The 16,103-nt window shown below is 37.5% G+C and carries 8 protein-coding genes; 3 read left to right on the top strand and 5 right to left on the bottom strand.

Going from position 1 to position 16,103, the window contains the following annotated elements:
* The first annotated feature begins 6 nt into the window (after positions 1-6).
* Positions 7-987, top strand: a complete 981-nt coding sequence (locus tag Q0983_RS19270) for a succinylglutamate desuccinylase/aspartoacylase family protein (RefSeq protein WP_299556720.1) — start codon at positions 7-9, stop codon at positions 985-987.
* A 51-nt stretch (positions 988-1,038) separates the two neighbouring features.
* Positions 1,039-1,602: a 5-formyltetrahydrofolate cyclo-ligase gene (locus Q0983_RS19265; RefSeq protein WP_299556718.1), complete on the top strand. Its 564-nt coding sequence runs from the start codon at positions 1,039-1,041 to the stop codon at positions 1,600-1,602.
* 7 nt (positions 1,603-1,609) lie between these two features.
* On the opposite strand, the gene Q0983_RS19260 is transcribed toward Q0983_RS19265, so the two are convergent.
* The gene (locus tag Q0983_RS19260; protein WP_299556716.1) at positions 1,610-3,499 is read right to left on the bottom strand and encodes a hypothetical protein; all 1,890 of its coding nucleotides are present in this window, start codon (positions 3,497-3,499) and stop codon (positions 1,610-1,612) included.
* 173 nt (positions 3,500-3,672) lie between these two features.
* Here Q0983_RS19260 and Q0983_RS19255 point away from each other — a divergent pair, with 173 nt between their 5' ends.
* Positions 3,673-6,954, top strand: a complete 3,282-nt coding sequence (locus tag Q0983_RS19255) for a VCBS repeat-containing protein (RefSeq protein ID WP_299556714.1) — start codon at positions 3,673-3,675, stop codon at positions 6,952-6,954.
* Positions 6,955-6,957: 3 nt separating this feature from the next.
* Here the strand turns inward: Q0983_RS19255 and Q0983_RS19250 are convergent, their stop codons facing one another.
* From Q0983_RS19250 to Q0983_RS19235, 4 genes are all read right to left on the bottom strand, one after another.
* Positions 6,958-7,593, bottom strand: a complete 636-nt coding sequence (locus Q0983_RS19250; protein ID WP_299556712.1) for a lipoprotein signal peptidase — start codon at positions 7,591-7,593, stop codon at positions 6,958-6,960.
* A 126-nt stretch (positions 7,594-7,719) separates the two neighbouring features.
* Complete coding sequence (locus Q0983_RS19245) at positions 7,720-8,100, bottom strand: TraR/DksA C4-type zinc finger protein (protein ID WP_299556710.1); 381 nt, start codon at positions 8,098-8,100, stop codon at positions 7,720-7,722.
* 4 nt (positions 8,101-8,104) lie between these two features.
* Positions 8,105-11,785: a class I tRNA ligase family protein gene (locus Q0983_RS19240; RefSeq protein WP_299556708.1), complete on the bottom strand. Its 3,681-nt coding sequence runs from the start codon at positions 11,783-11,785 to the stop codon at positions 8,105-8,107.
* Between the two features lie 114 nt (positions 11,786-11,899).
* The coding region (locus Q0983_RS19235; protein ID WP_299556706.1) for a LamG domain-containing protein at positions 11,900-16,103 on the bottom strand (4,204 nt) is incomplete at its 5' end.

The raw sequence follows: 16,103 nt of genomic DNA, 5'->3' as shown, positions 1-16,103 counted from the left end.
AGATATATGGCTACTGAAAAAAAGGTCTTAACCATTCTTAATGAAACTATTGCTCCCGGAGAAAGCAAAGAAGTGAACTTTGATGTTGCTAACCTGCATACCTCAACACCTGTTAATGTACCTGTGATTATAGAACGCTCCAAAAAAACAGGCCCAACCGTGTTGTTTACAGCAGGTATTCACGGAGATGAAGTTAACGGCGTGGAAATTGTACGCCAACTTATCGCCAAAGAGATTAATAAACCCAAACGCGGCACCATTATTTGCATGCCGGTTATTAATATTTTCGGGTTTATCAATCTTAGCAGAGAATTTCCGGATGGCAGAGACCTTAACCGTGTCTTCCCGGGAAGCCCAAAAGGCTCTTTAGCCAGTAGAGTTGCTTATAAATTGATCCATGACATATTGCCTCATGTAGATTATATCATGGATTTTCACACGGGTGGTTCACGTAGATTTAACGCTCCTCAGGTTCGTATTGTTGAAGGCGATATTGAATTAAAACAACTGGCAAAAATATTTGGGGCACCTTTCGTGCTATACTCAAAAAACCTTAATAAGTCTTTCAGAAACACGTGCTATAAGCTCAATAAACCGTTGTTGCTTTTTGAAGGTGGCAAATCGTTTCATATTGATGACGGCGTCACCAATTCGGGAGTAAATGGCGCCAAACGCGTGTTGAAACACCTGGGCATGCTTAACTCTAAATTTAAGGCGTCAACACCAAAAAAGGCTTGTGTTTTTATAAGGGAAAGCAAATGGATCCGAGCCAAGTATTCCGGTATGTTTAAACCTGCTGTAAAACTGAATTCTAAAGTTCAAAAAGGGGATCTTTTAGGTAATATCACCGATCCATACGGAAAGCTTAATTACTTTGTGAAATCGCCTAATTCCGGGCATATCATCAATGTCAATGAAGCGCCAATTGTATATCAGGGTGATGCGCTGTTTCATATTAGCACCAAATTAAATGACAAAGACAAATAGTACAGACCTGCCAGGTTTTTAAAACCTGTCAGGTCTAATTATAAGCTACCTATGACAAAAGCTGAGCTAAGAAAAAAATATAAAGCCCTGCGCAACGACCTGTCTTTAGGCGACATAGATACGCTGAGTATTGCAATTGCCAATCAGCTTATCAAACTACCTGTTTGGGACCATTCGTTTTATCATATTTTTTTAGCTATAGAAGAACAAAAAGAGGTGAATACCGAATATATTTTAAGCATACTCTCCGGGAAAGACAAAAATATCCTGGTCTCTAAAAGTGATTTTAAAACCGGCACCATGACTCATTTTTTGTTGACCGACAGCACCAAAATCAAAAAGAACCATTACAACATACCTGAGCCGGTTGACGGTATTGAAATTTCAAGCGATAAAATTGATGTGGTGTTTATTCCGCTTTTAGCGTTTGATAAACAGGGTAACAGAGTGGGCTATGGCAAAGGGTTTTATGATAGATTCTTAGCTAACTGTAAACCGGAAACCATTAAAATAGGGGTATCCTTTTTTGAGGCTGAAGAACAAATCACCAATGTTTTTGAGAGCGATATAAAGCTGGATTTTTGTGTGACACCGGAGGAAGTTTACAGATTTTAATCCATTTCTAATGCTCCTCACAATTCTCACAATAAGTTTCCTTTAAATACTCATTTTCCAACAACTGGAACGTCACCCCGCCTTTTTCAACTGCATTAAACAATTTGCAATAGCGTGCTTTGTTAATGTTAATGGCGTTTAACATGATGGTTCTGTAATCGGTTTGGTATGTGAGATCGTCATTAATTAGTGTGAGGTTTAAATAATAGAACAGTAGGTCTTCATCTATAGCAATGCTTTTGGCTTTTTCTTCTAAAAGCGTAACGGCCATATCCGTATTGGCATAATAGCTGAAGAATTGTGCTAAACTTAAATAGTCATAGTCAGACAATGAGAATTTATTATAATTCTTGTTGATATAAGACACCGATGCATCTTTCCCCGAATAGTCCCGTTTTCGCATTAAATTTTCGGCTTTAATGATGTGGAAATTTACCATCATCCTTGAAATAAGTGAGGCATCAATACCGTAATGCTTCAATCCGTAAATCTGGTTTTTGAGCTTGGTTTCATTGACTTCGATGGCTTTAAATCGCCACAGCCTGATCTTTATAGCAGTGATATTGTATTTAACCTCACCATTTTTGGGTACTATCTTTTCAAGTTCCTGCAGTTCGTTATAAACAATCAAAGCCTGCCTGACATTTAGCATATACCTAAAAGCAGCATTCTTATTAAATATTTTAGCAAATTTTACCTGCCTGGGAATGTTCATCTTTCTGAGAAAATCCGGGGATATTTCTTTCCCTTTTAGTTTTTCAAAAATGGAATTCTGAATCTCATTAGCAACATCTAATTCCTCTTTGCTTATAGCATCATTAAACTTTAAAAGCAGTTCATTGGCAGACATCCCTTTATACTTGTCCTTCTTTTCCAAACCCAATTCCAAAAGCGCTTTTCTGTGATGCTTTAAAATAGGTTCCATCTCTTTTGAAAGTGCTCCCACTAATTTCGCCTTGATATCATTTTTATTAAGCCCCCCTAAATGGCTATACTTGGTGTCTTCAATATCGTTTAAAAACTCTACCCAGTTTTCGGACGAGGAAATCTCCGTTTTAATCGTTGGCTTTTGAAAGGCTTGTAATGCTTCAGCAATGGTACCGGCGCGTTGTTCCTGTAATTCCACATTGCGTTCCAAACTGCCTTCAACCGATGCATACGCTTTGATCTTTATGCTTTTTATATTAAAATCCGTTAAGTGTAATGAATCATAAATAGGCTTGATATCTTCCTGTGAATACTCTGATTTATTTTTTTCAAAAGGAATAGTAAACTTTAAGGTTTTGTTTTTAAGAATATAGCCTTCATTAGAGCTCGGTCTTATTTGCTTGGTATTATAGGTTAACGAATCTAAATACATCCCCATATCCAGCAATTCCCAGGGATAAGATTCCAGGTTATAGATTACCTGGTACCTGCACATATTCTTATTACTTAAAAACAGGATGTTGTATTCCAATTCGTCATTCAAAAAAGTATCGGGCAATCTTCCAACATGGACTCTATATATATTATCTCCAACCGGTTTTAGCATATTTCTCAATTTGGGTCCGTAAACCGGCTTAAGCAACAAGCCTTTTATTTGAGTACGGTCTGCCGTCTCTTCACAATCGTACCTGGTTTTTAGTACTACGTCAATAGCAATACCGTCACCGGAATTTTTGAACAGCAGATTGAACCATTTTTTATCATTTATTCTGAAGTATAAATTAGACTGCTCTCTTTCAATAGAAAATTTAACTTCTTTAGGCTTTTGCCTGAATATATTAGTGCATTGCTGGCAAACCTGGTTTCTATTGCTTTGCGGGAAAACAATGTCAAACGTATTTTGGGTATAAAGCTTATTGAAACTAAAAAATGATAGAACTAAAACCGAGAGAAGAATTTTAAATGGCATCAATGGATTATTTGGATTGAGAAGCTAAATATAGCCAATACACTTTAGGTAGAAAAATACTTACTAGTTATAAACAGGCTTTTAAGTAGAAATTAAAAGTATCAACCTTAATTATTTAGTATATTGTCTCCATCTTTATTTAAGAACGAAAAGTACCAATTTTATCAAAAGGCATGACTTTAAAAACATTTATTAACGCATTATTGTTTTTTTTACTCATCATAGGTTCAAGTTGCACTGAAAAAAGCAATAAAAACGTTTATGACGATGGAAAAAATACCCCATTTACGCTTATACCGGAAAGCCATTCCAACGTGACTTTTAAAAATACGGTTAAGGAAGATTTGTATTTTAATTTCTTAAACTATACCTACATATATAACGGAGGAGGCGTTGCCATTGGCGATATTAATAATGATGGCCTTGAAGATATTTACTTTACTTCAAATCAGAATTCTAATAAACTGTATTTAAATAAAGGAGATTTTGTTTTTGAAGATATTACAGAAACTGCAGGGGTGAAAGATGATACCGGATGGTCTACAGGAGTTTCAATGGTTGATATAAATAATGATGGCTGGCTGGATATTTACGTTTGCAAATCGGGAGCTCTTAAAGATCACCTCCTAAGACGAAATAAGCTTTATATCAATCAGAAAAACAACACATTCAAAGAAGAAGGAGCTAAATACCGTCTTAACTTAAGTGATTTTTCGGTTCAGGGATACTTTTTTGATTTTGATAAGGATGGTGATTTAGACATGTATTTGGTAAATCACAGAGAAGATTTTAATAACAGTAACGCCGTTACATCTCAAAAAATTAAACAGTTAACCTTGAAAGGATCCGATCTTTTGCTCAGAAATGAAAATGGTCGCTTTTTTAATATTACCCGTAATGCAGGTGTGGCCAACAAAGCCTGGGGATTAAGTGCCTCTATTGGTGATTTTAATAATGATTCCTGGCCGGATATTTATGTAGCAAACGATTTCTGGGAGCCTGATCTTCTATATATCAATAATAAAAATGGCACTTTTACCGACGAAATATTAACGCGTTTTAAGCATATCCCCACCAACAGTATGGGATCGGACTTTGCAGACATAAATAACGACCTACTCCCGGATCTGGTAGTTCTTGATATGTTGGCTGCAGACAGAAAGCGAAGTAAAGAAAATATGGCCACCATGAGTACTGAAGATTTCAATTATATGGTCGCTGAAGGCTACCACTATCAGTATATGTCTAACATGCTACAACTCAACAATGATCAGGGACTGTATAGTGAGATAAGTCAATTTTCCGGGATCGCTAAAACTGACTGGAGTTGGGCTCCCTTAGTTGCCGATTTTAATAATGACGGTTATAACGACCTGTTTGTAACAAACGGTATTGAGCATGATTTATCTAATCAGGATTTTAGAAATAAGATGCGGGAAAATATTGTTAACAAAAAAAAGGTGAGCCTGGATGAAGCAATTGGCATGATGCCCTCAACTAAACTTGCCAATTATATGTTCTTAAATAACACCGATTATACTTTTAAGAATGTTTCCAATGACTTTGGCTTTAATGCCAAGGTTAACTCAAATGGTGCAGCTTATGCCGATTTGGATAATGATGGTGATTTGGATTTGGTTTTGAATAATCAATCTGATATGGCTTCGATTTACAGAAATAATACTAACGGCAACTTCCTATCAGTAGCCTTGAAAGGTCCTGAAAAAAATATAAAGGCCATAGGAACTAAGGTTGAAATATTTGCCGATGACCTTAAGCAGCTAAAAGAGGTTTATCCAACAAGAGGGTACCAATCTTCGGTGGATTACAGGTTGATCTTTGGCTTGGGGGACTTTGAAACAATTGATAGCTTAAAAGTTATTTGGAGTGACAATAAAGTTCAGGTTTTCAAAAACATAAAAGCCAATAAAACTCTGAAAATATCGTATTCGGGAGCTAAGAATCCAAAAGCAACTAAAACCGGAAAGTCATCAATTTTTAAAAACGTAAAAGCCTCAGAGCTGGGTATTAGTTATAAACATGAGGCTGTTGATTTTGATGATTACAAATTACAATTACTGTTGCCTCAAAAACAATCAACTATTGATAACCCTTTAACTGTAGCAGATGTTAACAATGATGGTTTACAAGATATTTTTATTGGCAATACTTCCGGTCACCCGGCGGAATTATATGTACAAAACAGGGACGGAAGTTTTACTAAAACCAGTCAATCCGCTTTTCTGAAAGACAGAAAGTATAATGATAATAATGCTCTGTTTTTTGATGCGGATAACGACAAGGATCTTGACCTTTATATTGCATCCGGCAATTATAGTCAACCGGAAAATAGTATATTACTTCAAGACCGGTTATACATTAACGATGGAAAAGGGAATTTTTCTAAGGGAAAATTACCTAAAATGTTAACGGTTACCAAAGCCATTGCGGTAGATGATTTTGATGGTGACGGCGATAATGACCTATTTGTAGGAGGGCGTGTTATCCCGGGCAAATATCCGCAAATACCCCCTTCTTATTTATTGGAAAACAGAAATGGTAATTTTGTCAATGTTATTGATGAACGTGCTAAGGAAGCCAAATTTACCGGATTGATTAACGATGCCATTTTTTCGGATTACGACTCGGATGGCGACAAAGATCTAATCCTGGCAGGTGAATGGATGCCTGTTATGTTCTTTAATAATGACAATGGAATTTACACTGAAGAAACCATGTCATCCAACAATAGCAAAACAGGATGGTTTCAAAGCATTAAAGCTTCAGATTTTGATGGTGATGGCGATGAAGATTATCTTGTTGGCAACTTTGGTGAAAACAACAAATTTCACCCAACAGAGGCATCTCCTTTACATATATATGCCAACAATTTTGATACAAATGAAAGCTATGATATTGCTTTGAGTAAAGAATATGGGGGAGAACTATTCCCTACAAGAGGTAAGGAATGTTCTTCTGAACAAACCCCCTTTTTAAAAGAGAAAATTGCGACGTATAAAGAGTTCGCCAATTCCAATATTTTTGAGGTATATGGTGAAGAGAAAATTGAAGGCGCACTGCATTTGCAGGCTGCAACTTTTAGTTCATACCTTATTTTAAATGACAATGGCCATTTTAAATTTAACAAATTACCAAACGCGGCACAATTTGCGCCAACATTAGATTTTGAACTGTTAGATATCAATAACGACAATACTCCTGAAGTTATTGGGGTTGGAGGCGTTTATGATTCCGAAGTGGAAACTATTCGCTATGACGCCTCAAAAGGGTATGTTTTAACCAGGGACTCCGATAGTTTTAAAACTTTAACGTTAAACAATATATTGACTAATAACGAAGTCAAAGCCATTGAGCGCATTGACATAAAAGGTAGTCCTCATGTAATCTTATTAAATTCTAATGATGAACTTTCTCTTTTGATGTTGAAAAAATAAGGATTAACTATCTGCTATTTTTTCTTTAGGAAAAGCTTTTTTATTGAACACAATAAGCATCACAAAACCGGTACTAATAGCTACATCGGCAATATTAAAAACGGGTTCAAAAAACGTGAAATATTTACCCCCAAAAAAAGGCAACCATTCAGGCAAATAGCCTTTCCATAAAGGGAAATACAGCATATCGACCACTTTGCCGTGAAGTAAACCGGCATAACCGCCTTCTTCGGGTAAAAAAGAGGCAACATCAATAGCACTATCACTGAAAAAAACACCATAAAAAACAGAATCTATAATATTTCCCAAAGCTCCGGCAAAAATTAAAGCAATAGCCAATATTAACACCCTGGGCTTGCTTTTTCTGGTCACATCGTATAACCAATAACCAATACCGCAAATGGCTACAATTCTAAACAGGGTTAAGGCTATTTTGGCTGCTGTATCACTTATAAAGGGGATGAAGTCACTAATTTTTGTCCCCCAGGCCATACCATCATTTTCAATAAAATATATTTGAAACCAACTAAAAACGGTAACACTTTCCTGAAGTTGAAAATGGGTTTTAATATATATTTTACTTACCTGATCAATAAGTAAAACAATGGTGATTAATATGATGGATTTTTTAAGCGGCACTAACTGAATTACGATTTACGAATTTAGAATTATGATGAAACAATAACTAAAATAAAAAAACGCCTTTCTTCATATAATCAAGATTGGCGTTCTATATCATGAGGTCCCTTTTTTATATGGGATAAATTATTTCTGCATGTTTTTAGCTTCTATACTTAAAGTAGCATGCGGTACTAATTCTAATCGTTTTTTATTGATCAGTTTACCGGTAACACGGCACACCCCATAGGTTTTATTCTCAATACGGATCAAAGCGTTTTTTAAATCGCGAATAAACTTCTCCTGGCGGATAGCCAATTGCGAATTAGATTCTTTACTCATCACTTCACTCCCTTCATCAAAGGCTTTGAACGTAGGTGCCGTATCTTCCGTACCATTATTATGATCGTTCATATAGGCACTTTTAATAAGTTCTAAATCATGTTGTGCTTTATCTATTTTTTCCTGAATCAACTTTTTGAATTCTGCCAATTCTGCATCTGAATATCTTACATTTGCCGTTCCCATAATTTTAATGTTTTTGAATAAACAATTTGGTATTTACATCATCAAAAGCAATCTCAATACCGTTATCTAATTTGTCAATTATTTCAAGCTCATCTGCCAACGTTTCCGTTTTTATATAAGCCATGTTTGAATCTATAGCATTTACTATATGATCATCTTTTTGAAGTTTCACATCAATTCTGTCTGTGACTTCAAACCCTGAATCTTTACGTAAATTTTGAATTCTATTGATAAGTTCTCTCGCAATTCCTTCACTACGCAAATCATCAGAGATGGTAACATCAAGGGCGACTGTTAAAGCGCCTTCATTGGCAACCAACCAGCCTTCGATATCTTGAGATGTAATTTCTACATCTTCAAGCCCTAAAGTAACATTTTTTCCATTAATATCAACCCCTATTTCACCAGTTTGTTCAATTTTTTTAATATCATCGGCATCAAACTGTCTGACAGCATTCGCAATGAGTTTCATATCCTTTTCAAATCGAGGCCCCAAAACCTTGAAATTGGGCTTTATTTGTTTTACCAAAATATCGGAAGCGTCTTCTAAAAGCTCTATTTCTTTTACATTAACTTCGTGTTTTATCAGATCTGAAACTGCCAATATTTCTTCTTTTTGTTGCTTACCATCAACCGGGATCATTATTTTTTGAAGCGGTTGACGCACCTTGATCTTCTCTTTAGCCCTTAACGACAAAACTAACGACGATATTGTCTGTGCATTCTCCATTTTTCGTTCCAGGGGTTTATCAACAAAACTGTCGTCAAAAACCGGGAAATCCGCCAGGTGAACACTTTCAAACGTTTCTTTTTTGGTAACTGAATTCAAATCCAGATACAACTTATCCATAAAGAAAGGAGCTATTGGTGCGCCCAACTTAGCAATGGTTACCATACAGGTATATAAAGTTTGATAGGCTGAAATCTTATCCGTTTGATAATCGCCTTTCCAGAAACGCCTTCTGCTTAAACGCACATACCAGTTACTTAAATAATCCTGAGTGAAATCCGATATCGCCCTGGCTGCTTTGGTAGGTTCATAATCGGCATAATAGTCGTCCACCTTTTGAATAAGGGTATGTAATTCCGAAAGAATCCATCTATCCAATTCCGGCCTTTCGGCAATTGGAATATCTGCTTCGGAATAATCAAATCTGTCTAAGTTGGTATATAATGAAAAGAACGAATAGGTATTATACAGTGTTCCGAAGAATTTACGCTTAACTTCTTCAACACCTTCCAAATCAAACTTTAGATTATCCCAGGGATTGGCGTTTGAAATCATGTACCAACGCGTAGCATCAGCGCCGTAATTTGATAAGGTTTCAAACGGATCCACGGCATTTCCTAAACGCTTCGACATTTTTTGCCCGCTCTTATCTAATACCAACCCATTTGATACGACGTTTTTGTAAGCCACAGAATCGAATACCATGGTACCTATAGCGTGCAGGGTATAAAACCAACCACGCGTCTGGTCTACACCTTCTGCAATAAAGTTTGCCGGGTAGGTAGTACCTTCATCAATTAAATCAGCATTTTCAAACGGGTAATGCCACTGTGCATAGGGCATAGAACCGGAATCAAACCAAACATCAATTAAATCGCTTTCACGTGTCATTGGCTTTCCTGAAGGCGACACTAATGTAATCTGGTCCACAATATTTTTGTGTAAATCCAGTTTTGCATAATTCTCATCACTCATATTGCCAACTTCAAAATCGGCAAAAATATCGGCTTCGAGAACCTCAGCCGCCACTGCTTTTTGCATTTCAGCTTTAAGCTCTTCAACCGAACCAATGCATAAGGCTTCTTTACCGTCTTCAGTCCTCCATATTGGTAACGGGATACCCCAATAACGTGAACGGGATAAATTCCAGTCATTGGCGTTTGCCAACCAGTTACCAAAACGGCCTTCACCGGTACTTTTTGGCTTCCAGTTAATGGACTGGTTAAGTTCATGCATGCGGTCCTTAACATCAGTCACTTTGATAAACCAGGAATCTAACGGATAGTAAAGAATTGGCTTATCAGTACGCCAGCAATTCGGATAGCTGTGCTTATATTTTTCAACCTTAAAGGCTTTGTTCTCCTCTTTTAATTTGATGGCGATTTCAACATCTACCGAACGTTCCGGTGCTTCGCCATCATCATAATATTCGTTCTTCACATACTTGCCTGCCAGTTCTTTCATTTCCGGACGGAAACGTCCCTGTAAATCAACAAGCGGCACTAAATTGCCTTTCCTAGCTTCTTCCCATGAATCACCTATCAATTCTCTTAGTGTATCTCTTTGAATATTTTCTCGGATTGACGACTTGGCTGAATTAATTTCAAAGTTTTTCAAATTATTTTTAATCTCATGGAATAATTTTAGCAAATATTCTTTGCCATCTTCTTCATAAGTATTTATTAAGTAATCTTCTTTTTGAATGAAAATTTCTGTAAAAGCACTTCCTGAAACTGTAGTAATAGGAACTTCTGATTCATAAAGGTTGTCCAAGAAATCTTCATTACTTTCCAAAACAGGAACCAACATAGGCGGTACTTCCGGCTTAGCTTGTTTAGCCACCAAGGCATCATCGGCTCCAAACGTCGGTGCTGTGTGCACTATACCGGTACCGTCTTCTGTGGTTACAAAATCCCCGGAAATAACCCTAAACGCATGCTCCGGGTTATCATTCGGTAAGGCGTATGGTAATAACTGCTCATATCTAATACCCACTAAATCTGCTCCTTTAAATTCTTTTGCAACATAAAAAGGAATCTTTTTGTCTCCGGCACTATAATCTGATAATTCCGATTGGTCTTCAACCTGTGTAAACTTCCCTGCAAATTGTTTTGCCACTAACGGCTTTCCTAAAATGACCTTAGTAGGTTCAAACGTATATTGATTATACGTTTCAACTAATACATAATCTATTTTAGGCCCCACAGTAAGTGCGGTATTACTTGGTAATGTCCATGGTGTGGTAGTCCAGGCCAAAAAGTGAATGTCTCCTTCGCTTTGTAAAAATTCTGGTAAAGAATCCGTATGCGCTTTAAACTGAGCCACAACCGTAGTGTCAGTCACATCCTGATAGGTTCCCGGTTGGTTCAGCTCATGGGAGCTCAACCCTGTTCCTGCCTTAGGTGAATAGGGCTGGATAGTATAGCCTTTATAAAGCAAATTCTTATCATATATCTGCTTTAACAGCCACCAGACACTTTCCATATATTTAGGCTCATAGGTAATGTACGGATCGTCCATATCTACCCAATAGCCCATTTTTTCAGTCAGGTCATTCCAAACACCTGTGTAACGCATCACCGCTTTTTTACAGGCAGCGTTATAATCTTCAACTGTAATGGTTTTTCCAATATCTTCTTTGGTAATGCCTAGTTCTTTTTCTACACCCAATTCAATAGGCAAACCATGAGTATCCCAGCCTGCTTTACGCTTTACCTGGTAGCCTTTTTGCGTTTTATAGCGGCAGAAAATATCTTTGATAGCACGTGCCATGACATGATGGATCCCAGGCAATCCGTTTGCAGAAGGCGGCCCCTCAAAAAACACAAAAGATTCCTGCCCTTCCCTGGAGGTAATGCTTTTTTCAAAAATGTTGTTTTCTTGCCAGTATTGTAGTATTTCACCAGCTACATTTGGCAAGTCAAGTCCTTTATATTCAGGAAATTTGCTACTCATTTACGCTTAAATCTTATAAGGTTGCGAATTTAAGAATTTATCCTGAAATGGGTAATTTTTAAGCATAAAAAAAGCCGGAATAATACATTCCGGGTTTTTTAGTGTTTGGATTGATTAATTGACTATTATTTTCTTGGTGAATACCTGGTTATCGTCTGTTCTAAAGCAAGCCACATAGGTTCCTATGGAAATTCGCGGTATTTCAATACCATTACTTAAAGCATTATCCGAAACATCCTGAAGTTCCATAACTGTTTGTCCTGTCATACTTATTAAAGACAGCCTCTTTACCGAAGCACTTAATTTCTTTGCATAGAGCCTTCTTTGTTTGTTCAAATAATATATAAAGTTTTCCTCATGACGGGCTTCTTCAATACCTAAGGATTGTTGTTGTGATTGAAAAACTATCTCAAACCGTTCATTGAATTTCCCCTGTTCTGATGAAAAACCATAAGGGGTTCCGGGTTTTAAATCGAAATAGGTACCTGTTAGGTTATCTTTTAAGTAAATCTCTTCGGTGTCTTCAATATTTTCTAAATCGGTAATCCTTATTTCAAATGAATTGTTTCCTGAGGATTTAAAGTTTAATGGCACCACTTTTTCCGGTGTCAATTCACCATAGGCCTTGATGTTCATATTCTGCCCTTCTAAATTCAGGTTTAGGTCGTTGTTATTAATTTCGTCGCACTCAGAATCATAACCATAATTGTAACCATCCGTTGTTAAATCACTAAATCCTAAAAGCAACTCTCTCCGGGTGTCCGGCCCCGTCACGGTACTAAACTCCAAACGGATCTTTTTAAAAGGATGTTCCTCTTCAGAGGTAGTTTTTGCTGCAACGGAAGCTGTTTTCGATTTACTTTTAGTATTCTTAAAGAACACAGAACCGTTGTTGTAAGTACCGTCAGCATCATCTTCTAAAATAAACACCCGTTGTCCGTTGTTAAATTCCACATGGCCATCGGCAATAATTTCCGTGATGAATCCCTGCCCGATGGGTAGATACCTGGAGGGTACCAGTGTACCGTCTTGTGAGCCATTGTTAGCGCCACTGATTCCTACGAATTGATAGGCTCTTGTGGCCCCTAATTTATTCACCTGGGCATAACCACCGTTATACTCATTTAAATTATGAGAACTTCCGCTCCATTGTTGCCAAAGTTGGATGGTCCCATCTATGACACCCACATTATCATCAATGAATTTATGAATGTCTAATGCCGATGGATAAGGGTTTCCTAACAGATAATCTGTTTTAGAAACGTCTGCTACAGAGCCTGCCCCTCCTACATCGGTGACACTTACCAAAATGGTTCCGTTGTTTGGTTTCCCCTGAAAAATATATTGTTGATCTGCACCTACATTGCCTGTTCCTTTTTGGGTGTAACCAATACCCGGGCTTAGATCAGCTGTTGTTGACAGTTGGTCCCAATCCCAATAGGTAACGCCGTTCATGAATGTATACAACCAATACGTGCCAATATTACCACTTGCTGTATAGGCCGATGTAAACTGGCAATCAAACCCTGATTCATCTTTTAACATGTTCAACCTAAACGGTGTATTATTAGGATTATTGGTAGCTGCATTGTTATCGGTTAGTGTTGTAACGCCTGTAGTACCTATAGGCGAGGACCAGTAATTATACCAAAAGGGGTTGGCGGTCCCTTCCTGTCGTCTTAGAGTTTTTCCATCAGCTGATGTGACCAAATCACTGGTTTTTGTTTGAATTAACTGGGAATCATTCATCAGGTCTAAGGTCCCGTTAAGTTCAAAATACCCTGTATTTTTAACTAAATTATTGCCATTTATAGTCAGCGTTTTACCACTATCTATAATTAATCCATAAGTTGAAATTGAAGTGGAAATGGTTACATCGCTTTCAATTTTAACAATACACCATTCCCTGGTACTGGGAACACCTTCAATATCCCAAACACTTCCATATTGCCAGGCGCCTTCTAAACTCCAGGTACCATTGCCAGTGGTTTTATATGGCATAGGTGCTGTTTGTTCCTGAACGGTCGTAATGTTATGCATTGTTAAGGTGTTGTTATTTTGAGAATAGTCTGACACCTGATTTGATGCTATATCTGTCATCGGGTAATAGGCCAGTAAACTACTCCATGATATGGTGGCTTTAGTATCAAAATCTATGATATCTTTAGGTATAACAGAGCCCCTGACATTTCCGGAATTATTCTCAATTTCCTGATATATCATGGTTTGGATTTGAGAATCTGTTAAAGCTACATTAAAGACTCTTACCTCATCTATTTCACCATTAAAATATTCCGGGTCTCCTACAGAACTTGATTTACGCCCCACTTCAAAGTCTCCGGTCCAATCAGAAGACGGGTCAATAGTTGCTTCTATTTGATTTTCATTGGTATCCGCGGTAATAACTTCGCCATCAAGATAAATAATTTGCTTTCCTGCGGTTGAAGAAAACACACCTGCTACATGATGCCATTCTCCATAATTTATAGTCCCGGCACTTACACTATTTGATATTCCGGCCGATGTTCTAATGCTAAACTTAACTTCATTTCCTCCTTCCATATATAATCTACAGGCTGTATCTTCACCCACTATCGTTGTTTTTGAAGCCTCTGCATTTTCCGCATCAACTTTAATCCAGGCCATAATGGTAATGTTTCCTAAACCTTCTAAAACACTATTGCCATTTAAATAATCGTCTACTCCATCAAAATCTACGGCTGCTGATGATGGATACGCCACCACCGGAGCCAAATCACGATAATCTAAATCGCCTCCTGAATTAACATCGGAATCCTCATCCGGAAGAATTGACAAATCTGACGGATCTTCTATATCTTCGTTAACATCTAAACTTGCGTCATTTGTACCATTGGTCTCGAAAGCATTATCTAACCCATCCTTATCGTCATCAATTGAAGTAATGGCATTTGCCATGCCATTTTCCTCTATATCATTTTTACCGTCGTTGTCACTATCCAGGTCTTTATAATCTTCCGTTGTATCGGAATCTGTATCTACCGGTGTTATTCCGGTACCGTAGTTATTCCATAAACCCATATAAGAACCTGATGTATTTACAGTTCCACTTGGCAGTATATATCCTAAAGTAGATTGTCCTTCAATATTATCAGGTATCCCATCATTGTCACTATCTATATCGAGATAATCATATATACCATCAGCGTCCAAATCTTCACAGGCACTTGCAAAACCTTCATCAAAATTCATATGATTATCCATAGTTACAACAAAAGAATAGGTTCCTGCTGTAACAATAACGGTATCCTCAACTAATTTCCAGGGTGTGTTTTCCGAATCACCTCCGGTTGGGGTTATTGAGAATGTACCACTATCGGCAACCAACGTTCCTGCCGTACCTGAACTACCTGTATAAATACGTAATTGGGCTGTCCCGGTTAAACCATCGCGAGAAGAAAAATACCCTCCATACTTAAGTTTAGCATCATTACCAATAACTATGGCCTGGTAAAAATCATTGGAGCCAGAGTCTATGTCAAGATAGTATTGATCTTCGCCGTCACCTGTTAATATATTGGCATCTTCAAACGGACCGCCATTCTGGTAATCATAGCCTCCTGCGCCATCAACTTTTACTATATTAGCCTGGTCTCCTCCACCAAGAATCCATGGTGAAATATCTACACCGATATTGTTTCCGTAATTCAGCCCTGAAGCATTATTAAAACCACTATCTACCAAAAGGTTTTTACATTCAATATAATCAGTAATACCATCATTATCATCATCTACATCAACACTGTCGGTAATACCATCAAAATCGCTATCACCATCAAAAACATCCTGAAGACATAAAGTGAAGGTACCGTAATAACCGGAATAGGAATCCACAGAAATATAGTACCAGGAACCGGGAATCACATCCAGAGATCCCAAAGCAACATCATCATAGGTGCTAATATATCTTTTACTGGATAACTCGGTTACCCCGTCTGACTCCCACAAAGCCAATTGTGTTCTTCTATTGCTTCCCTGGGCGCCACCTATATCAATGGTAATATTGATTTCCCCGCTAGCCGGAGCCTGGAATTTAAACCAACGGTTATATTTAGGACCACTGTTATTCCAGTTAGAACCTGCATTTTTATCAGGGGAACCTCCACGTGTATCATAAACAGCATCTGATGAACAGGAATTAATAATTCCGGTAACATCTATAGCACCCTCGTAAAAATCATAATCCACCGCATCCTGAAGGCATAACGTGAAAGTACCGTAATAACCGGAATAGGAATCCACAGAAATATAATACCAGGAACCGGGTGTTAAATCCTGC

The sequence above is a fragment of the Seonamhaeicola sp. genome, assembly GCF_028281565.1.
Taxonomy (GTDB): Bacteria; Bacteroidota; Bacteroidia; order Flavobacteriales; family Flavobacteriaceae; genus Seonamhaeicola.
Note: the sequence above shows the minus strand (reverse complement) of the source record. Positions and strands in the feature narration are given on the sequence as shown.

What these genes read in the sequence shown, in the direction of transcription:
- Q0983_RS19240 (WP_299556708.1), bottom strand. Translation starts at nt 11,785, where the DNA reads ATGAGTAGCAAATTTCCTGAATATAAAGGACTTGACTTGCCAAATGTA.
- Q0983_RS19265 (WP_299556718.1), top strand. Translation starts at nt 1,039, where the DNA reads ATGACAAAAGCTGAGCTAAGAAAAAAATATAAAGCCCTGCGCAACGAC.
- Q0983_RS19270 (WP_299556720.1), top strand. Translation starts at nt 7, where the DNA reads ATGGCTACTGAAAAAAAGGTCTTAACCATTCTTAATGAAACTATTGCT.
- Q0983_RS19260 (WP_299556716.1), bottom strand. Translation starts at nt 3,499, where the DNA reads ATGCCATTTAAAATTCTTCTCTCGGTTTTAGTTCTATCATTTTTTAGT.
- Q0983_RS19255 (WP_299556714.1), top strand. Translation starts at nt 3,673, where the DNA reads ATGACTTTAAAAACATTTATTAACGCATTATTGTTTTTTTTACTCATC.
- Q0983_RS19245 (WP_299556710.1), bottom strand. Translation starts at nt 8,100, where the DNA reads ATGGGAACGGCAAATGTAAGATATTCAGATGCAGAATTGGCAGAATTC.